Annotated in this window: 14 protein-coding genes; 9 read left to right on the top strand and 5 right to left on the bottom strand. The window is 64.7% G+C overall.

The window, feature by feature from the left end:
* Positions 1–61 precede the first annotated feature (61 nt).
* Complete coding sequence (locus AB688_RS08500; protein WP_231100321.1) at positions 62–1,336, top strand: sigma-54-dependent transcriptional regulator; 1,275 nt, start codon at positions 62–64, stop codon at positions 1,334–1,336.
* 21 nt (positions 1,337–1,357) lie between these two features.
* Here AB688_RS08500 and AB688_RS08495 read toward each other — a convergent pair whose 3' ends face one another.
* Positions 1,358–2,353 (bottom strand): alpha/beta fold hydrolase, encoded by a 996-nt coding sequence (locus tag AB688_RS08495; RefSeq protein ID WP_054891809.1) that lies wholly within the window; start codon positions 2,351–2,353, stop codon positions 1,358–1,360.
* A gap of 197 nt (positions 2,354–2,550) precedes the next feature.
* On the opposite strand from AB688_RS08495, the gene metR reads away from it, so the two are divergent.
* A complete protein-coding gene (gene metR / locus AB688_RS08490) occupies positions 2,551–3,468 on the top strand; it encodes a transcriptional regulator MetR (RefSeq protein WP_054891810.1) in 918 nt (305 codons plus the stop codon).
* Here metR and AB688_RS08485 read toward each other — a convergent pair.
* The gene (locus tag AB688_RS08485) at positions 3,452–3,865 is read right to left on the bottom strand and encodes an NUDIX hydrolase (RefSeq protein ID WP_063543420.1); all 414 of its coding nucleotides are present in this window, start codon (positions 3,863–3,865) and stop codon (positions 3,452–3,454) included. The genes metR and AB688_RS08485 overlap by 17 nt on opposite strands.
* Before the next feature lie 140 nt (positions 3,866–4,005).
* Here AB688_RS08485 and AB688_RS08480 point away from each other — a divergent pair, with 140 nt between their 5' ends.
* On the top strand, positions 4,006–8,289 hold the full coding sequence (locus AB688_RS08480) for a DEAD/DEAH box helicase (protein ID WP_063543418.1): 4,284 nt from the start codon (positions 4,006–4,008) through the stop codon (positions 8,287–8,289).
* 6 nt (positions 8,290–8,295) lie between these two features.
* Here the strand turns inward: AB688_RS08480 and AB688_RS08475 are convergent, their stop codons facing one another.
* Entirely contained in the window at positions 8,296–8,553 is a 258-nt protein-coding gene (locus AB688_RS08475) for a type B 50S ribosomal protein L31 (protein WP_063546663.1), read from the bottom strand.
* A 184-nt stretch (positions 8,554–8,737) separates the two neighbouring features.
* On the opposite strand from AB688_RS08475, the gene AB688_RS08470 reads away from it, so the two are divergent.
* The 4 genes from AB688_RS08470 to AB688_RS08455 all read left to right on the top strand — a co-directional run bounded on the left by AB688_RS08470 (position 8,738) and on the right by AB688_RS08455 (position 14,993).
* A complete protein-coding gene (locus tag AB688_RS08470; protein ID WP_063543416.1) occupies positions 8,738–10,357 on the top strand; it encodes an FMN-binding glutamate synthase family protein in 1,620 nt (539 codons plus the stop codon).
* A 102-nt stretch (positions 10,358–10,459) separates the two neighbouring features.
* Entirely contained in the window at positions 10,460–13,576 is a 3,117-nt protein-coding gene (locus tag AB688_RS08465) for a transglycosylase domain-containing protein (RefSeq protein WP_063543414.1), read from the top strand.
* A gap of 116 nt (positions 13,577–13,692) precedes the next feature.
* Positions 13,693–14,235: a PadR family transcriptional regulator gene (locus AB688_RS08460; protein WP_063543412.1), complete on the top strand. Its 543-nt coding sequence runs from the start codon at positions 13,693–13,695 to the stop codon at positions 14,233–14,235.
* Positions 14,232–14,993, top strand: coding sequence for a siderophore-interacting protein (locus tag AB688_RS08455; RefSeq protein WP_063543410.1), 762 nt, complete (start codon positions 14,232–14,234; stop codon positions 14,991–14,993). The genes AB688_RS08460 and AB688_RS08455 overlap by 4 nt, the downstream gene beginning before the upstream one ends.
* A gap of 55 nt (positions 14,994–15,048) precedes the next feature.
* On the opposite strand, the gene AB688_RS08450 is transcribed toward AB688_RS08455, so the two are convergent.
* Both AB688_RS08450 and AB688_RS08445 read right to left on the bottom strand, forming a co-directional pair.
* Positions 15,049–15,678, bottom strand: coding sequence for a Pr6Pr family membrane protein (locus AB688_RS08450; protein ID WP_063543408.1), 630 nt, complete (start codon positions 15,676–15,678; stop codon positions 15,049–15,051).
* Between the two features lie 2 nt (positions 15,679–15,680).
* Positions 15,681–15,902: a VF530 family DNA-binding protein gene (locus tag AB688_RS08445; protein WP_063543406.1), complete on the bottom strand. Its 222-nt coding sequence runs from the start codon at positions 15,900–15,902 to the stop codon at positions 15,681–15,683.
* Positions 15,903–16,114: 212 nt separating this feature from the next.
* On the opposite strand from AB688_RS08445, the gene AB688_RS08440 reads away from it, so the two are divergent.
* Together AB688_RS08440 and AB688_RS08435 are read left to right on the top strand one after the other, a co-directional pair.
* Complete coding sequence (locus AB688_RS08440) at positions 16,115–18,160, top strand: TonB-dependent receptor (RefSeq protein WP_063543404.1); 2,046 nt, start codon at positions 16,115–16,117, stop codon at positions 18,158–18,160.
* A gap of 332 nt (positions 18,161–18,492) precedes the next feature.
* Entirely contained in the window at positions 18,493–19,839 is a 1,347-nt protein-coding gene (locus AB688_RS08435) for a carbohydrate porin (RefSeq protein WP_063543402.1), read from the top strand.
* The last annotated feature ends 9 nt before the right edge of the window (positions 19,840–19,848 follow it).

The following is a 19,848-nucleotide window of genomic DNA, read 5'->3' as shown; positions in this document are numbered from 1 at the left end:
AAGGGTCCCCATGAACCAAGCACCCTTGACTGTCCTGATCGTCGAAGACGACCCCCACGTGCTGCTCGGTTGCCAGCAGGCGCTGGCGCTCGAGGATATCGCTTGCGAAGGCGTCGGCAGCGCCGAACAGGCCCTGGAGCGGATCGGTGACGATTTCGCCGGGATCGTCGTCAGCGACATTCGCCTGCCGGGCATCGACGGCCTGGAGCTGCTCAATCGCCTCAAGGCCCGCGACCGCAGCCTGCCGGTGGTGCTGATCACCGGCCACGGCGACATCGACATGGCCGTCGGCGCCATGCGCAACGGCGCCTACGACTTCATGGAGAAGCCGTTCTCGCCAGAGCGACTGGTGGATGTGGTACGCCGGGCGCTGGAGCAACGCGGCCTGTCGCGTGAAGTGGTCGCCCTGCGCCGGCAACTGGCCGGTCACAGCTCGCTGGAAGGGCGGATCATCGGCCGCTCGCCTGCCATGCAGAACCTGCGCGAACTGATCGCCAACGTCGCCGACACCTCGGCCAACGTCCTGATCGAAGGCGAGACCGGCACGGGCAAGGAACTGGTCGCCCGTTGCCTGCACGATTTCAGCCGGCGCCAGACAGCCCCCTTCGTGGCCTTGAACTGCGGCGGCCTGCCGGAAAATCTGTTCGAGAGCGAAATCTTCGGCCATGAAGCCAACGCGTTCACCGGCGCGGGCAAACGGCGGATCGGCAAGATCGAGCATGCCAATGGCGGGACACTGTTCCTCGATGAAGTCGAGAGCATGCCGATCAACCTGCAGATCAAGCTGCTGCGCGTCTTGCAGGAGCGCACTCTCGAGCGCCTGGGCTCGAACCAGAGCATCCCGGTGGACTGCCGGGTGATCGCTGCCACCAAGTCGGACCTGGACGCCATGGGCCAGGCCGGGCAGTTCCGCAGCGACCTGTACTATCGCCTCAACGTGGTTACCCTCGAGTTGCCGCCGTTGCGCGAACGCCGCGAGGACGTACTGCAGTTGTTCGAGCATTTCCTGCAGCAATCGGCGCTGCGCTTCGACCGCGAAGTTCCCGAGCTGGACAGCCAGACATTGTCGCGGCTCATGGCTCATGACTGGCCGGGCAATGTGCGCGAGCTGCGCAACGTCGCCGAGCGCTATGCGCTGGGCTTGCCGGCCTTCAAGAAGGCCGGTGGCAGTGCGAGCCAGGGGCTGGGCTTTGCCGAGGCGGTGGAAGCGTTCGAACGCAACCTGCTCAGTGATGCCTTGCAGCGCACTGGCGGCAACCTCAGCCAGGCCAGCCAGGAGCTGGGCATGGCCAAGACGACGTTGTTCGACAAGGTGAAGAAGTACGGGTTGGGCTGACAGGGCTCAGCGCCACCCGACTCAAAGCCCTGCCAGGTGCGTCGCATCCTGACGATGCGCCTTCAGGTAGGGCAGCACCGCCGCCAGCAACGGCGCCTTGAAAGGCTCCTGGAAGCGGTGCGCCAACCCTGGAATCAAGCGTAACTGGCTGCCCTGGATGTGCGCCGCCAAGTGCACCCCATGCATCACCGGGAGCAGCGGGTCGGCCGTGCCATGCACGACCAGCGTAGGCACACGCAACTGGTTGAGCAGCGCCACCCGGCTCGGTTCCGCCAGGATCGCCATGATCTGGCGCTTGACCCCCTCCGGATTGAACGCCCGGTCATAGGCCAACGCCGCCTGCTGCAACAGCACCGCGCGATCATCGTGCACCGTCGGGCTGCCCAGAGCCGCCAGCAGGTCGGCCTGCTGCTCCAGCGCCACTTCACGGCTTGGTGCACTGCGCCGCGCCAGCAACTGCACCAACGCAGGATTCGGCGCCGGCAAGCCTTCGGCACCGGAGCTGGACATGACCAGCGTCAGGCTGCGCACACGCTGCGGCGCCATGGCTGCCAGGTGCTGGGCGATCATCCCGCCCATGCTGACCCCCAATACATGGAACTGCTCGATCCCGAGCTCATCCATCAGGTGCAGACCGTCACCGGCCATGTCAGTCAGGCTGTAGGGCGCCGCCACTGGCAGGCCAAGCTTGTAGCGCAGCAACTCGACGGTGAGGTTGGCCGAAGCCGGCGCCTGGTTCCAGCGCGACAGGCCAACATCGCGGTTGTCATACCGGATGACCCGAAAACCCTGGCGACACAAGGCCTCGACCACATCATCCGGCCAGTGGATCAATTGCCCGCCCAGGCCCATGACCAGCAGCAGTGCCGGATCCCCCGGCGCACCGACGCTCTGGTAGACCAGGCTCAACTCACCCAGCTCGGCTCGCTGCACCGGCACATGGGCATCGCACCGGCCGGCGGCGAAACCTGTCGGCGCCCCGCACAACAAAAGAAAGAAGATCAGAAAAACCCGCATGGAAGGAAACACCAGAATGCAAATCCCCAGTAGAGCGCGAGTCTGATGAAATCCCTTCGGTGGCGCTGCCACAGTTGCGTGACAGTTTGATTAATGTCGCCGAACGGTCATCTGCAGGGTGCTGTCGACAGACACACCAACATGAGAGAAACTCAACCCAATCGATCTTTTCCCAAGTGTTTCTCCCGGAGTTGCAAGTGCTGGAAATCCGTCACCTGAAAACCCTTCATGCCCTGCGCGAAGCCGACAGCCTAGTGGAGGCCGCCGAGCGCCTGCACCTGACCCAGTCGGCGCTGTCGCACCAGTTCAAGGAGCTGGAAGAGCGCCTGGGGATGCAACTGTTCGTGCGCAAGACCAAGCCGATCCGCTTCACCAGTGCCGGCCTGCGCCTGCTGCAACTGGCCGACGCCACCCTGCCGCTGCTGCGTGGCGCCGAACGCGACATCGCCCGCCTCGCCGGCGGCACCGCGGGCCGCCTGCACATGGCCATCGAGTGCCACAGCTGCTTCCAGTGGCTGATGCCAACCATCGACCAGTTCCGCGATGCCTGGCCAGAGGTCGAGCTGGACCTGGCCTCGGGCTTTGCCTTCGCTCCCTTGCCTGCGCTGGCCCGGGGCGATCTCGACCTGGTGGTGACCTCCGACCCGCTGGACCTGGCTGGCATCACCTACGTGCCGCTGTTCACCTACGAAGCCATGCTTGCGGTGGCCAACCAGCACGCGCTGGCGAGCAAGCCCTACATCGTTCCGGACGACCTGGCCGACCAGACCCTCATCACCTACCCGGTGGAGCGTGATCGCCTGGATATCTTCACCCGCTTCCTCGAGCCGGCCGATATCGAACCGGCTGCGGTGCGCACCTCGGAGCTGACAGTGATGATGATGCAGCTGGTCGCCAGCGGTCGCGGGGTGTGCGGCATGCCGCACTGGGCATTGCACGAGTACAGCTCGCGTGGCTACGTGAAGGGCAAGCGCCTGGGCGAGAAAGGCCTGTTCGCCACGCTCTATGCCGCAGTGCGCACCGACATGCTCGATGCGCCGTACATGCGTGATTTCCTGCTGACCGCCAAGGATACCTCGTTCGCCACCCTCGACGGTGTCAGCGCGGTGCGCTGATGCCTTCACGCCACAGCGGCAGGATCATGTCGCGGGTCAAGGGTGCCAGTGCCAGGGTTGGCGCCTGATCGGCCGCCAGCCAGTGCACTTCCTCGATTTCCGCGGCGGGGATCACCGCCTCGGCGCACTCGACGCGAAACAGCTCGGCCTGTACTTCAAAACCTGGCTCGTTGGCCGCCGGCGCGCTGAAACGGCCAAGGTGCACGGCCTGCTCGGGGTCGATGCGCACGCCCAGCTCTTCGTGCAGCTCGCGCACCAGCGCCTGGACCGGCGTTTCACCGGCATCGATCTTGCCACCCGGTTGCATGAAGGCCTGGGTCCCGCGCTTGCGTACCAGCAGGGTACGGCCCGCCGGGTCGATGAGCAGGGCGGCGGCGATGTGGATAGTCTTGGTCATGGGGTATTCCTGGACAGAGGCTGGCGAGGATACCTGATGCAGCGCACTCTGAGCGGGTTTACCGGGGTAAACGCCGACTCTGCCCGAAGCCGGACGAACGGCCCCTTGCCAACCCCCTCGCCAAACGCCATAAACACTGCATGAACCTGCCCGCACAGCAGCACCCGGTGCTCGACCTGTTCCACCCCGCCGTCGGCACCTGGTTCCGGCAACGCTTCGCCACCGTCACCGACGCCCAGGCCCGCGCCTGGCCGCTGATCCACGCCGGCCAGTCGATGCTGCTGGCCGCTCCGACCGGCTCGGGCAAGACCCTCAGCGCCTTTCTCGCAGTGCTCGACGAACTGTTTCGCCAAGGTCTGGAGCACGACGGCGAGCTGCCCGCGCAAACCCAGGTGATCTACGTTTCACCGCTCAAGGCGTTGTCCAACGACATTCGCCTCAATCTCCAGGCGCCTCTCGAAGGCATCGCCCAGGCACTTGCCGAGCAAGGCCTGAAAGCACCACACATCACCACCGCCGTGCGCACCGGCGATACACCGCAAAAAGACCGCGCAGCCATGCGCAAACGCGCACCGCACATCCTGGTGACAACGCCTGAATCGCTGTACGTACTGCTGGGTTCGGCCTCGGGTCGTGCCGGGCTGAACCAAGTGCACACGGTGATCGTCGACGAGATTCACGCCCTGGCCGGCAACAAGCGCGGCTGCCACCTGGCACTGACTCTGGAGCGCCTGCAAGCGCTGTGCGGCCGATCGTTGCGCCGCATCGGCCTGTCGGCCACGCAGCGCCCGGTCGAGCGCGTGGCGCAGTTCCTGGTCGGGCATCAGCGGCCCTGCGCCATCGTCGATGTCGGCCACAGCCGCGAGCGCGACCTGGCCATCGAGGTGCCGCCCGTGCCGCTGGGCGCGGTGATGGCCACGGATGTCTGGGAACTGCTCTACCACCGACTCGCCGCCCTGGCCCGCGAACACCGCACCACGCTGGTGTTCGTCAACACCCGGCGCCTGGCCGAACGCCTGACCCGGCACCTGAGCGAGCGCCTGGGCCAGGACGCTGTCGCCGCCCACCATGGCAGCCTGGCCAAGGAGCATCGCCTGTCAGCCGAACAGCGCCTGAAGGCTGGTGGTCTGCGGATGCTGGTAGCTACCGCGTCGTTGGAGCTGGGCATCGATATCGGCGACGTCGACCTGGTGTGCCAGATCGCCTCGCCCGGCTCCATTGCTGCCTTCCTGCAACGCGTCGGCCGCTCGGGGCACCAGGTCGATGGCATTCCCAAGGGCCGACTGTTCCCTACCTCGCGTGACGACCTGATCGAATGCGTGGCCTTGCTCGACTGCGTGCGCCGGGGCGAGCTGGACCTGCTGCACATCCCCAACGCGCCACTGGATGTACTGGCCCAGCAGATCATCGCCGAAGTCAGCAACCAACCTTGGCCAGAGCAGGCGTTGTTCGACTGCCTGCGCGCCGCGATGCCCTATGCAGGGCTTGACCAGGCGCATTACCAGGCCCTGCTGCAGATGCTCGCCGAGGGTTACAACGGCCGCCAGGGTGTACGCAGCGCCTACCTGCATCGCGACGCAGTGAATGCCACCCTGCGTGGACGCCGCGGCAGCCAGCTCACTGCCCTCACCAGCGGCGGTACCATCCCCGAGACTGCCGACTACAGCGTGCTGCTCGAACCCCAGGCATTGAACATCGGCAGCGTCAATGAAGACTTCGCGGTGGAAAGCATCGCCGGCGATATCTTCCAGCTGGGCAATGCTTCCTATCGCATCCTGCGGGTGGAGCCCGGGCGGGTACGGGTCGAGGATGCCCATGGCCTGCCGCCGACCATCCCCTTCTGGCTCGGTGAAGCGCCGGGGCGCAGTGACGAATTGTCCACCGCAGTCGCGCGCCTGCAGGCACGTCTCGATGAGCAATTGCAGCAGCATGCAGGCGACCAGTCCCGCGTGCTGCAGTGGCTGAAAGCCGACTATGTGCTGGACGACGACAGCGCCAGCCAGTTGCTCGACTACCTGGGTCGTACCCAGCAAGTGCTGGGCGCCCTGCCGTCGCAGCAGACACTGGTGATGGAGCGCTTTTTCGACGAGTCCGGCGGCACCCAACTGATCATCCACTCCCCCTACGGCAGCCGCATCAACCGCGCCTGGGGCCTGGCCCTGCGCAAACGCTTCTGTCGCACCTTCAATTTCGAATTGCAGGCGGCGGCCAGCGAAGATGCGATCGTGCTGTCGCTGTCCACCAGCCACAGCTTCGACCTCGATGAAGTGTGGCGCTACCTGTCGAGCCGCACCGCCGAGCAGGTGCTGGTCCAGGCACTGCTCGACGCCCCGCTGTTTGGCGTGCGTTGGCGCTGGAACGCGGCCGTGGCGATGGCTCTGCCGCGCTTCATCGGGGGGCGCAAGGTAGCGCCGCAGATCCAGCGGATGAAGAGCGAAGACCTGGTCGCCACAGTGTTCCCCGACCAGATCGCCTGCCTTGAAAACATCGTCGGCGAGCGCCAGATTCCCGACCATCCGCTGGTGCAACAGACCCTCGACGATTGTCTGCACGACGCCATGGACAGCGAGGGCTGGCTGGCACTGCTGCGGCGCATGGAAAGCGGCGAGGTGCGCCTGCTCAGCCGCGACCTGCCCGCCCCCTCACCGCTGGCCGCGGCCATCCTCAATGCTCGTCCCTATGCATTTCTCGACGATGCACCGCTGGAGGAGCGCCGTACCCAAGCGGTGCTCAACCGGCGCTGGAACGAGGTAAGCAGCGGCGACGACCTCGGCGCGCTGGATGCCGATGCGATCAGTGCGGTAGCGGATGAAGCCTGGCCAAGACCGCTCAACCTCGACGAAATGCACGAGGCGCTGATGAGCCTGGGCACGATCACGCAAGCCGAGGTGCAAGCCAACGATGGCTGGGCAGCCCTGCTCGGGCAGTTGGCAGACGCTGGCCGTGCCTGCCGTCTGGACACCTGCGGCCAGCCGCTGTGGCTGGCTCGCGAGCGCCTGAGGTCGATGACCACGCTGTACCCCGACGCTTCGCTCGCCCCTGCCCTGCAGCCCTTGCCCGGCTTCGACCAGGTCGTCGATGCGGATAGCGCCCTGAGCGATCTGCTGCGTGGCCGCCTGAGCGCCTTCGGCCCACTCACCCTGGCGCAGATCGCCACGCCATTGAGCCGCAGCGAGAGCGACGTCGAACAAGCGTTGGCGCGGCTGGAGCGCGAAGGCTATGTCTTGCGCGGACACTTCAGCCCAGGCCAGCCGCCGCTGCAATGGTGCGAGCGTCACCTGCTGGCACGCATTCACCGCTATACCGTCAAGCGCCTGCGCCGGGAGATCGAACCGGTCAGCCTGCAGGATTTCATGCGTTTTCAGTTCGACTGGCAGCACCTGAGCCAGGAGGAACGCCTGCGCGGGCCGCAGGCGGTAGCGCAGGTGCTCGGACAGCTCGAGGGCTTCCCCTGCGCCGCCGGGGCCTGGGAAGCGGAGCTGTTGCCTGCGCGGATCAAGGACTACAGCCCGCACTGGCTTGACGACGTCTGTCGCAGTGGTCAGTGGGCCTGGACGCGGCTGGCCGCCACGGTGTCGAGCAGTACCCTGTCGAGCACGCCGCTGGTGCTTCTGCCGCGCGAACACCTCGCCCTGTGGCGCAGCCTGGCCAGCATCCCGTCGCCCGAGGCGCTCGGCGCACGGGCACAGCGCGTGCACCAGGCTTTGCAGGCCCATGGCGCGCTGTTCTTCGACGAGCTGGCCGAGCAAGCCCGCCTGCTGCCCAGCGAGCTGGAAAACGCCCTGCAGGAACTGGTCGGCTCGGGGCTGGCGGGCGCCGACAGCTTCAGTGGTCTGCGCAGCCTGATAACGCCGGCGGCCAAACGTTCGTCACGCAATAGCCGCCGCGGTCATCCACCGCTGTCCAGCAGCATGGTGCAGGCCGGTCGCTGGGCGCTGCTGCGGCGCAGCACTGGCGAACAGGACAGCGACCAGCGCCTGGAACATATAGCCCGCAGCCTGTTGCGTCGTTATGGGGTGATCTGCTGGCGCCTGCTGGAGCGCGAAAGCGCAGCACTACCGCCATGGCGCGAACTCCTGCGCTGCTATCACCGGCTGGAGGCACGTGGGGAAATCCGTGGCGGGCGGTTCATTGCCGGGCTGGCCGGCGAACAGTTCGCCCTGCCCGAAGCCGTGGGGTTATTGCGCCAGGTGCGGCGGCGGGAAGTGGACGGGGCGCTGGTAGTGGTCAGCGCCAGCGATCCATTGAACCTGGTCGGCACCCTGCTGCCAGGTAGCAAGCTACCGGCTGTGGGGGGCAACCGCCTGCTGTATCGCGACGGCGTGCCGGTGGCCGTGCGGATCGCGGGCAGCTACCGGTTTCTGATCGAGGGACCGGCCGAGGAACAGCAAACCTGGCGCCAGCGCCTATTGCGCGACAACTGAGCGCACCTAAGCCTTCGCGGCAAACCCTGCAAAACGCTTGTTGAACCCGGCCACTCGCCCTTCGACAGTCGTTTTGCGCTGCTGCCCGGTGTAGACCGGGTGCGATGCACTGGACACATCCAGCGCCACGTAGGGATAGGTCTGGCCGTCGCTGTGAACCTGGGTGCGATCAGTTTCCACGGTCGATCCGATCAGAAAGAACACATCCGCCGCCGTGTCGTGGAACAGCACGGGACGATATTCGGGATGGATACCTGCTTTCATGAAAATCACCTCGGTCATAAATTGATACTTTATAACATACTACATTGAGAATGATTTTCGATACCCGAAATTTCATTTTCCCTCGCCTTTCGTCCGCTGGCCATTTGTCACCCGACCGGGCTATGGTCGGGGTTTGCCCAGGCCCCTGAGCCTGATTGACCGAAGCATTCGCAAGGATTTTCGCATGAGTCTGTCACTCCTCAGCCGTTACGCCGTGTTCGCCGCCTGCGTGCTGTTCACCTTGGCCAGCCTTCCCTTCCTGCACCACGAATGGCTGTGGCCCTTCACCCTGACCACCGCCGTGCTCAGCCTGATCGGCCTGTTCGACCTGCTGCAGAAACGCCATGCGGTACGCCGCAACTACCCGATTCTGGGCAATATTCGCTACCTGGTCGAAGGCATTCGCCCGGAGATCCGCCAGTACCTGCTCGAATCCGACAGCGATGCCCTGCCCTTCTCCCGCGCCCAGCGCTCGCTGGTGTACGCCCGCGCCAAGAACGAAGCCTCCGACAAACCCTTCGGCACCCTGATCGATGTGTATCAGTCGGGTTTCGAGTTCATCGGCCACTCCATGCGCCCCGCACCACTGGCCGACCCGACAGGTTTCCGCATCACCGTCGGCGGCCCGCAGTGCAGCCAGCCTTACTCGGCATCGATCTTCAACATCTCGGCCATGAGCTTCGGTTCGCTCAGTGCCAACGCCATCCGCGCCCTCAACGAAGGTGCCCGGCTCGGCAACTTCGCCCATGACACCGGCGAAGGCAGCATCAGCCCCTACCATCGCGAGCACGGTGGCGACCTGGTCTGGGAACTGGGCAGCGGCTACTTCGGCTGCCGTACCGCGGACGGACGCTTCGACCCCGCGCGCTTCGCCGAGCAGGCCGCCAACCCACAGGTGCGGATGATCGAAATCAAGATGAGCCAGGGCGCCAAGCCCGGCCACGGCGGCATCCTGCCCAAGCACAAGGTGACCCAGGAAATCGCCGACACCCGCGGCATCGTCATGGGCGAGGACTGCATCTCGCCGTCTCGCCACAGCGCGTTCTCCACGCCCATCGAGATGATGCAGTTCATCGCCCAGTTGCGTGAGCTGTCCGGCGGCAAGCCGGTGGGCTTCAAGTTCTGCCTGGGCCATCCGTGGGAATTCATGGGCATCGCCAAGGCCATGCTGGAAACCGGCATCCTGCCCGACTTCATCGTCGTCGACGGCAAGGAGGGCGGTACCGGCGCCGCGCCCGTGGAGTTCACCGACCACATCGGCGTACCCCTGCGCGAGGGCTTGCTGTTCGTGCACAACACCCTGGTTGGCCTGAACCTGCGCGACAAGATCAAGCTCGGCGCCAGTGGCAAGATCGTCAGTGCCTTCGACATCGCCAGCGTGCTGGCTATCGGCGCCGACTGGGCCAACTCTGCACGCGGCTTCATGTTCGCCATCGGTTGCATCCAGTCGCAGAGCTGCCACACCAATAAGTGCCCGACCGGCGTTGCCACCCAGGACGCCCTGCGCCAGCGCGCACTGGTGGTGCCCGACAAGGCCCAGCGGGTGCTCAACTTCCACCACAACACCCTGCGCGCCCTGGCCGAAATGCTGGCCGCTGCAGGCCTCGAGCATCCCGCGCAACTGGAGGCCAAGCACCTGGTGCGGCGTATTTCCGCCACCGAGATCAAGCTGTTCTCGCAGATGCACGTGTTCCTCAAGCCCGGCGAACTACTGACCGGCGAGGTGGACGGGCAGTTCTACTCGCGGATGTGGCAGTTGGCGCGCGCCGACAGTTTCGAGCCGCACAGCGAAGCCGCAGCCTGATCCGAATACACCGATCATCGCCCTCACAATTTTTTCACCAAGTCCGGCCAGCGTCTAAGCTTCAGACAAGCAAGACGAAAATACTTGGCCGGACTGAACTCTATGGGCGCACTGTGGCAATCGGAACAGACCAGAACGGAAGCACCCGAAGCACCTCTGGCCGAGCCACCACAGCCGAAGCCACCTCGTCAGCGTCGGTTGTGGTGGCGACTGATCATCCTGATCGTGCTGGTGGCCATGGTGGCGGTGGGCTTTGCCGTCTATGACGAGGTGCAGAGCTCGGACCTGCAATCGCGTGAATTCAGCCGCCTGGCCAGTACCCTCACCTACTCGCTGGAGCGCGGACCGAGCGACGCGATCGTCTACCCAGGCGACGGCCCCTTCGACAAACGCCTGGGCTACAGCGCCCTGGGCCAGTTCCTGCCGCGTCTGCTCAAGCGCGACTACCTGATCAGCGAGCAGGTGCGTTTCTCCCCGGCACTGATGCGCTATGTCGACCACGGCCTGTTCGTGCCCTACGTCGAGAAGATCCAGGCCGGCCTGTCGATCACCGACTGCCGCGGCGACACCCTCTACCAGTATCACTACCCCCAGCACCTGTACGACGACTTCGCCTCGATCCCACCGGTGATCGTCAACAGCCTGCTGTTCATCGAGAACCGCGACCTGCTCGACAGCAAGGACCCGCAGAACAACCCGGCGGTAGACTGGCCACGCTTCGCCAAGGCTGCCTACAGCCAGGTCGCCAAGTACCTGGCCCTGCCCGGCCAGTCGGCGGGCGGCAGCACCCTGGCCACACAACTGGAAAAATACCGGCACTCGCCGGACGGCCTGACGGTCAATGGCGCCGAGAAGATCCGCCAGATGATTTCTGCCAGCGTGCGCGCCTACCAGGGCGGGCCTGACACCACCGAGGCGCGCCAGCGCATCGTGCGCGACTATCTGAACAGCGTGCCGCTCTCGGCGGTACCCGGGCACGGTGAAGTGCACGGCATGGCCGAAGGGCTGCGGGTCTGGTACGGCGCCGACTTCGCCGAGGTGAACAAGGCGCTCACCTCGACGGAAACCGACGCCCAGAGCATGGCCGCTCGTGGCCTGGCCCTGCGTGAAGTGCTGTCATTGATAATTGCCCAGCGCCGACCTTCGCACTACCTGTCCAAAGGCCGCGTCGAGCTGGCCGAGCTCACCGACTCGCATATCCGCGTGCTCGCCGCCAACGGCATCATCGATCGCCCGCTGGCCGACGCCGCGCTGGCCAGCAAGGCGGTGTACCGCGACTGGGTGGCTCAGCCGACCATCGTGCCGATCATCACCAACAAGGGCATCAGCCTGGCCCGTAACCGCCTGGCAGCCATGCTCAACCGCCCGCTGTACGACCTCGATCGCCTCGACCTCTCCGCCACCAGCACCCTGCAAGCCGACTTGCAGACCCAGGTCAGCCAGTATCTGAAGAACCTCGCCGACCCCGAGTTCGCCGCGCAGATGGGCCTGATCGGCGAGCGCCTGCTGACCAGCAAGACCACCGACCAGGTCAGCTACAGCTTCACCCTGTTCGAGCGCACCGCCGACGGCTCGCGGGTTCGGGTGCAGACCGACAGCACCAACCAACCGTTCGACATCAACGAGGGCAGCAAGCTGGAACTGGGTTCGACCGCCAAGCTGCGAGTGCTGACCACCTACCTTGAAATCGTCGCCGAGCTGCACGACAAGTACGCCGGCAAGCCGGTAGCCGAGCTCAAGAAAGTGGAGGTAGCCGACCTGGACCGCATCACCCAGTGGTCACTGGAATGGCTGATGCTGAACAGCAAGAACCAGAACCTCGACGCCATGCTCGACGCCGCGCTGGAGCGCAAGTACTCGGCCAATACCGGCGAGGCATTTTTCACCGGTGGTGGCATGCACGTGTTCAACAACTTCCGCAAGGAGGACAACGGCCGCAACCCGACCCTCAAGGACGCATTGCGCGAGTCGATCAACCTGCCGTTCATCCGCCTGATGCGCGACCTGGTGCGCTACGTCACCTACCAGCAACCCTACAACCGCGAACCACTGCTCAAGGATGACGCCGACCCGCGCCGCCAGGAGTACCTGGCGCGCTTCGCCGACCGCGAGGGCACCAATTACCTGATGCGCTTCTGGCGCAAGTACCAGCGCAAGACCTCCCAGCAACGCCTGGACACCTTCCTCGACAGCATGCGCGTCACCCCCCAGCGCCTGGCGGCGGTGCACCGCTACCTGTTCCCCGAGGCCGGCCAGGAAACCTTCAACGCCTTCGTCCGCGCGCACAGCGCCAAGGACAAGGCCGCCATGGCCAAGCTCAACGACGGCCGCCTTTCTGAAATGTACGCCGCCTACGGTCCAGGCAAGTACGACTTGCCCGATCAGGGTTTCATCGCCAAGGTCCACCCTCTGGACCTGTGGCTGCTCGGCTACCTGCTGAAAAACCCTGGCGCCACCCCCACCGAGATGGTCAACGCCAGTCGCTTCGAGCGTCAGGAGGTGTACAGCTGGTTGTTCAAGAGCCGTCACCAGGGCGCCCGTGACAGCCGCATCCGTACCATGGTCGAAATCGAGGCGTTTCTCGACATCCACCAGCGCTGGAAGCGCGTCGGCTACCCCTTCGATCACCTGGTACCGTCACTGGCCACGGCCATTGGCAGCTCGGGCGACCGCCCTGCGGCGCTGTCCGAACTGGTAGGCATCATCCAGAACGATGGCGTACGCCTGCCGACCCTGCGCATCGACACCTTGCACTTCGCGGCCGGCACCCCCTATGAAACCAAGCTGATCAGCGACCCCGACCGCGGCCAACGAATCCTCAAGGTGGAAGTGGCGCGGGCCCTGAAAGGCGCGATGTCGCAGGTGGTCGATGCCGGTACCGCGCGGCGTATTTCCGGCAGCTTCAAGCTGCACGACGGTACCTTGCTGGTGATGGGTGGCAAGACCGGGACGGGTGACAACCGCCTGCAGAGCTACGGCGCCGGCGGACGGCTGATCGGCTCACGCTCGCTGAACCGCACTGCCACCTTCGTGTTCTTCCTCGGCGACAACCACTTCGGCACGCTCACCGCCTTCGTGCCGGGACGCACGGCGGAGTCGTTCAAGTTCACCTCGGCCCTGCCCGTGCAGGTACTCAAGGGTATGGCGCCGATTCTCATGCCATACCTGGAGCCGGGAAACCCCAATGAATGCAAGGCGCCGCAACTGGCGATGCATTGACAGGCAAGGCACCCATCAAAAAACCAGATGATAATCATCTGCATTTGAAGCCTTGTGTTTAGATATATCTTGAGTAATATCTTGCGATATATCGAAACACAAGGAGCCTGCACCTCATGCGTGACCACGCCCCCCATGATCCTTTCGAGCGCCGCCCCGGTCGCGGTGAGCGCGGCCCGCGGGTCTTCGCCCCTGGCGATCTGAAACTGCTGATGCTGTCGATGCTCGCCGAGCAACCCGGCCACGGCTATGACCTGATTCGTCAGATCGAAGGGCTATTCGATGGCAGCTACAGCCCCAGCCCCGGGGTGATCTACCCGACCCTCAACTTTCTTGAGGAAGCCGAGCTGATCAGTGGCCAGATTCAGGGCAGCAAGCGCCTCTATGTCATCACCGAAGTCGGTCGCCAATCACTCGCCGAACAAGCCGTCGCCCTCGACGGCGTACGCATGCGCATCGAGTTGAGCAAGCGCGCCTTGCGCGGACATGACCGTCCACCAGAGATCAACGAGGCAGTCGGCAATCTGCGCCATGCCCTGCACATGCACAGCGGTCGCTGGACACCCGAGGAAATCGAGCGGGTGCGCGGCCTGCTCAACGACACGGCCAGGGCCATCGCAGGCGGGCCGACCGATTCCGTTCAGGAGAAAACCCCATGAGCGACACCATTCATCGCGTCAACCACGAGATCCGCCAACGCCGTCTGCAGGTGCTGCGGGTCACCGACCTGACCCCGCGCATGCGCCGTATCACCCTGGGCGGTGCGGAACTGGCAGGCTTCACCAGCTTGGGCACGGACGACCACGTCAAGGTGCTGTTCGGCTGCACGCCCGAGGAGCAACAAGCGATCGACGCCCGCAACCTGGGCCGCGACGGCGGCGTACGGCCGACCATGCGCGAGTACACGCCGCGGCGCATCGACCTGGACGCCCTGGAGCTGGACATCGACTTCGTCCTGCATGGCGACGGCCCTGCCTCGACCTGGGCTGCCCAGGCCGCGCCGGGCCAGCACCTCGATATCGCCGGCCCACGCGCGTCGATGGTGGTGCCGGACATCTTCGACAGCTACCTGCTGATCGGCGACGAAACCGCCATCCCCGCGATTGCCCGACGGCTCGAGGAGATGCCGGCCGGACGCCAGGTGCTGGCGGTCATCCAGATTGAGGATGAACAGGAGCGCCAGCCGCTGCCGAGCAAGGCGCAGGTGGAGGTCATCTGGGTACGTCGGCAGGCAGAGGACCTGCTCGGCCTGGTGAAAAACCTGACGTTGCCGCAGGGCCGGCTGTACGGCTGGGTAGCGCTGGAGAAGGGCCTGACCCGGCAGGCCAAGGCTTTGCTGCTGGAAAAGGGCGTGGCCGAGGATGCGCTCAAGGCAGCGGCTTACTGGCGCGCAGAGGGCAGTGCGGATGATGAGTAGCCAGTAAGACCGATGCGGCCCTGTCGCGGGACGAGTCGCAGCGACTCGTCCCGACTCATCCCTTCACCCGCCCCCACCACCGATCCACCCCGATCACCAGCAACCCGATCCCCCAGAACCCCGCCAACACCGCCAGTGCATTGATCAGCACCCGCCCATACCCCAGGCTCGCCACATCGACGAAGGGATAGGGGTAGACCCCGATCTCATGCCCCCGCCACAAGGTAAACAGGAAATACACCAGCGGGTACAGGCTCCAGGCGACCAGGTGCCATAGCCGCAAGCGCCCCTTGGGCACCGCCAGGCACCAGTACAGCACGAACACCAGCGGCATCACGTCGTGCAACAGTTCGTCGGCCAGCCACTGCCAACCCTCGGGTTGCCACAGGTGCCGAAGCAGCAGGCTGTAGGCCACTGCCACCAGCACGATACTGACCAGCACACCGGAGCTCACCGCCGGCGTCAGGAACCAGCGCCGCGCCGCCGTCTCACGGCCGAACGCCGCATGGCTCAGTACCGTGGCCACCAGGGTGTTGCTCAGCACGGTGAAATAGCCGAACAGATTGACCATGCCACCGATCAAGCTGGCCTGCTCCTGCCAGCGCGCCAGCAGCACCAGATACAACTGCACCGCCAACCCCGTCCAGCCGAGCAGGGCGGCCAGGGTCAGCCAGGGACGCGGCACCCTCAAGCCTTGCGTGACAGCTTGATGTACAGCTGCTCGACCTTTTCCCGCGCCCAGGGCGTCTTGCGCAGGAAGGTCAGGCTCGACTTGATGCTCGGGTCGCTCTTGAAGCAGCGGATGTCGATGCGCTCGGCCAGCCCCTGCCATTGGTAGTGGGCCACCAGCTCGGTGAGGATCTGCTCCAGCGTCTTGCCGTGCAGTGCGTTGTGTTGGGCCGTGCTCATGCAGTGCTCCCGCGTTGAAAGATGCGCACCTTACACGAGTGTAGTGGGCCGGTGTGCAAGGATGCGGACCGCCTGCGCTCCCAGCCCGGGCCAGAGCCTTCCATAGCACAAACCCCTGGCCAGACAGGAAACCTCTGTGATGAAATAGCAATGTTATATTGTATCTATTCGTATCTTCACTATAAATATCTGCCAAGGAACGTCACACGCTCATGTTGTCCAAGTCCCTGCGCCTCTCTCCCCTCGCTGTCGCCTTGTGGTTGGCGTCATCGCCCAGCCAGGCGGTGGAGCTCGAACCCCAGGTGATCACCGCCAACCCGCTCGGCAACCGCCAGCTCGCCGCCCCAAGCACCGTGCTCGAAGGCGATGACCTGCTGCAACAGCAGCACGGCAGCCTCGGTGAAACCCTCAACAAACAGCCCGGTGTCGCCTCCACCTGGTTCGGTCCAGGCGCCAGTCGCCCGGTGATCCGCGGCCTGGATGGCGACCGCATCCGCATCCTGCGCAATGGCGTCGGTGCCCTGGATGCCTCGTCATTGTCCTATGACCACGCCGTGCCGCTGGACCCGGTCACCGTCGAACGCGTCGAGATCGTCCGTGGCCCGGCTGCGCTGCTCTACGGCGGCAACGCCATCGGTGGTGTAGTCAACACCTTCGACAACCGCATTCCCGACTCGCCTATCGAAGGCATCCATGGCGCAGGCGAGCTGCGCTATGGCGGCGCCGACACCACGCGCAGCAGCGCCGGCAAGCTCGAAGCCGGTGACGGCAATTTCGCCCTGCACCTGGACGCCAACAGCCGTCAGTTCAACGACCTGCGCATCCCCGGCTATGCACGCAGCGCGAAGGTGCGCGACGCCGACGAACCCGGCAGCAAGCATCGCCTGGAAAACAGCGACGGCCGCCAGGACGGCGGCGCCATCGGTGGTTCCTACCATTGGGACCATGGCTATGCAGGCCTGTCCTATAGCCGCTACGACAGCAACTACGGCTCGGTGGCCGAGCCCGGCGTGCGCCTGGACATGCAACAGGACCACTACGCCTTCGCCTCGGAACTGCGCGACCTCGAAGGACCGTTCAGTTCGGTCAAGGTCGACGCCGGCTACACCGACTACCAACACCGCGAGATCGAAGAGGGCGAGGTCCACACCACCTTCAAGAACAAAGGCTATGAGGCGCGCATCGAAGCCCGCCACCAGCCCATCGGCCCCGTCGAAGGGGTGATCGGCGCCCAGGTCAGTCGCAACGAGTTCTCGGCGTTGGGTGAAGAAGCCTTCGTGCCGCACACCGACACCGACAGCCTGGCGCTGTTCATGCTCGAGCAATGGCAGGCCACCGAACGCCTGAACCTGAGCCTCGGCGCCCGCCTGGAGCACACCCGCATCGACCCGGATGCCAAGGGCAACGAGAACTTCGTCGGTGCCGACAAATCGACCAGCTTCAATGCCGCAAGCCTGTCATCGGGCGCGGTGTACCAGCTCGATCCGGTCTGGGCACTGGCGGCGAGCCTGGCCTACACCGAGCGCGCACCGACCTTCTACGAGCTGTATGCCAACGGCGCACACGTCGCCACCGGCGCCTATGAAGTCGGCGATCCGAACCTGAACAAGGAGAAGGCAATTTCCGGCGACCTGGCACTGCGCTTCGACAACGGCACGCACAAGGGCAGTGTCGGCGTGTTCTACAGCCACTTTCGCAACTACATCGGCCTGATCGGCAGCGGTAATCTGCGTGAAGGGCATGACCATGGTGACGACGACCATGACCATGATCATGACCACGACGACGGCGGGATTCCTGAGTACCTTTATCAGGGCGTGCGTGCGCGCTTCTATGGTATCGAGGCCCAGGATCGCTGGAAGCTGCTGGAGAACCGCTACGGCAGCTTCGCCCTGGAGCTGTCCGGCGACTATACCCGCGCCAAGAACCTCGACACCGGCGAGCCACTGCCACGCATCGCCCCGCTGCGGGTGGGCACCGGCCTGCTGTGGGAGCTGGATCGCTGGCAGGCGCGCGTGGACGTGCAACACGCCGCCTCGCAGCACCGCAAGCCGGACAACGAACACGGGACCGACGGCTACACCACCCTCGGCGCCAGCGTCGGCTATCGCTTCGACATTGGCCAGAGCCAGTGGCTGGCGTTCGTACGTGGCGAGAACCTGACCGACCAGACCGTGCGCTACGCCAGTTCCATCCTGCGCGATATCGCGCCGGCACCGGGACGTAGTGTCGAAGTCGGGCTGCGCACCAGCTTCTGACCTGCGTGCAGGGGCAACTGTCTTGTTCAAAATCTGAAGGCCAGCCCAATCCGTGTAGGAGCGGGCTTGCCCGCGAACACGGGCGTAGCCCGTGCCAGGCAGCGCGGTGTTTTTTCGCGGGCCAGCCCGCTCCTGCACGAACTGCACCCACTATTACGTCTGCGACAACAATCCCCTGCGACATTTTGTCTTTTTTTCTTACAATTTCCCCTATATCCTCCGCACCGCAAGCTGAAACGCTTCACTCATAAATCCCTCAGCCGTTTCCATCGAAGCGTTCGCTCCTCGATGCGCTTGCGTTTTTCTCAATAATCAAAAGACAGCGCTATCTCATGCTTCAACTGCCGAAGAATCCATACCCGGGCCTCGCCCTCACCGCCCTGCTCAGCGGCTTTTCGCCCAGCGCCAGCGCCGACGCGCCCTTCGCCAATGACTCACCCTGGATGTTCGGTGACTGGGGCGGTACCCGCACCGCACTCCAGGCGCAGGGCTACGACTTTACCTTCGGCTACACCGGCGAAATGGGCAGTAACCTGCACGGCGGTTTCGATCACGATCGCACCGCACGCTACAGCGACCAGTTCACCCTGGGCGCCCATCTGGACCTGCAAAAGATCCTCGGCTGGCACGACAGCGAATTCCAGCTGACGGTCACCGAACGCCACGGCCAGAACATCAGCAACGACCGGATCAACGACCCGCGCGTGGGAGGTTTCACCTCCGCCCAGGAAGTCTGGGGCCGCGGCGAAACCTGGCGCCTGACACAAATGTGGATCAAGCAGAAATACTTCGATGGCGCACTGGACGTGAAGGTCGGCCGCTTCGGTGAAGGCGAGGACTTCAACAGCTTCCCCTGCGACTTCCAGAACCTGGCGTTCTGTGGCTCGCAGGTGGGCAACTGGGTGGGTGGCATCTGGTACAACTGGCCGGTCAGCCAGTGGGCGCTGCGGGTGAAGTACAACCTCGCTGACGACCTATACGCGCAGGTCGGCGTCTTCGAACAGAATCCCTCCAACCTTGAATCCGGCAATGGCTTCAAGCTCAGTGGCAGCGGTACGCAAGGTGCGCTGATGCCGATCGAACTGGTGTGGACCCCAAGGGTCAATGGTCTGAAAGGGGAATATCGCGCCGGCTACTACTACAGTAATGCCAAGGCACAGGATGTTTACAAGGACGGCAACGGCCAACCGGCGACCTTGAGCGGCCAGGCTTACCGCAGCAGCGCCAGCAAGCATGGTCTCTGGCTCGGCGCCCAGCAGCAGGTGACCTCTCGCGCCTCGGACGCCTCGCGCGGGCTGAGCCTGTTCGCCAATGCAACGATGCATGACAAGAAGACCAATGCCATCGACAACTATGTTCAGGCAGGTGTGGTGTACAAGGGGCCCTTCGATGCCCGCGCCAAGGACGACATCGGTTTCGCCCTCGCCCGCGTGCACGTCAACCCCGCCTACCGCAAGAACGCGCGCCTGGCCAACCAGGCCAACGCTGTCGTCGACTACGACAATCCCGGCTTCCTGCCCGTCCAGGACACCGAATACAGCGCCGAACTCTACTACGGCATTCACCTGGCGGACTGGCTCACCGTGCGTCCTAACCTGCAGTACATCCGCCATCCGGGCGGGGTGTCGCAGGTCGATGACGCGCTGATCGGCGGCCTGAAGATCCAGAGCAGTTTCTGAACCCAACCT

The sequence above is a fragment of the Pseudomonas putida genome (assembly GCF_001636055.1).
GTDB lineage: Bacteria > Pseudomonadota > Gammaproteobacteria > Pseudomonadales > Pseudomonadaceae > Aquipseudomonas > Aquipseudomonas machongensis.
Note: the sequence above shows the minus strand (reverse complement) of the source record. Positions and strands in the feature narration are given on the sequence as shown.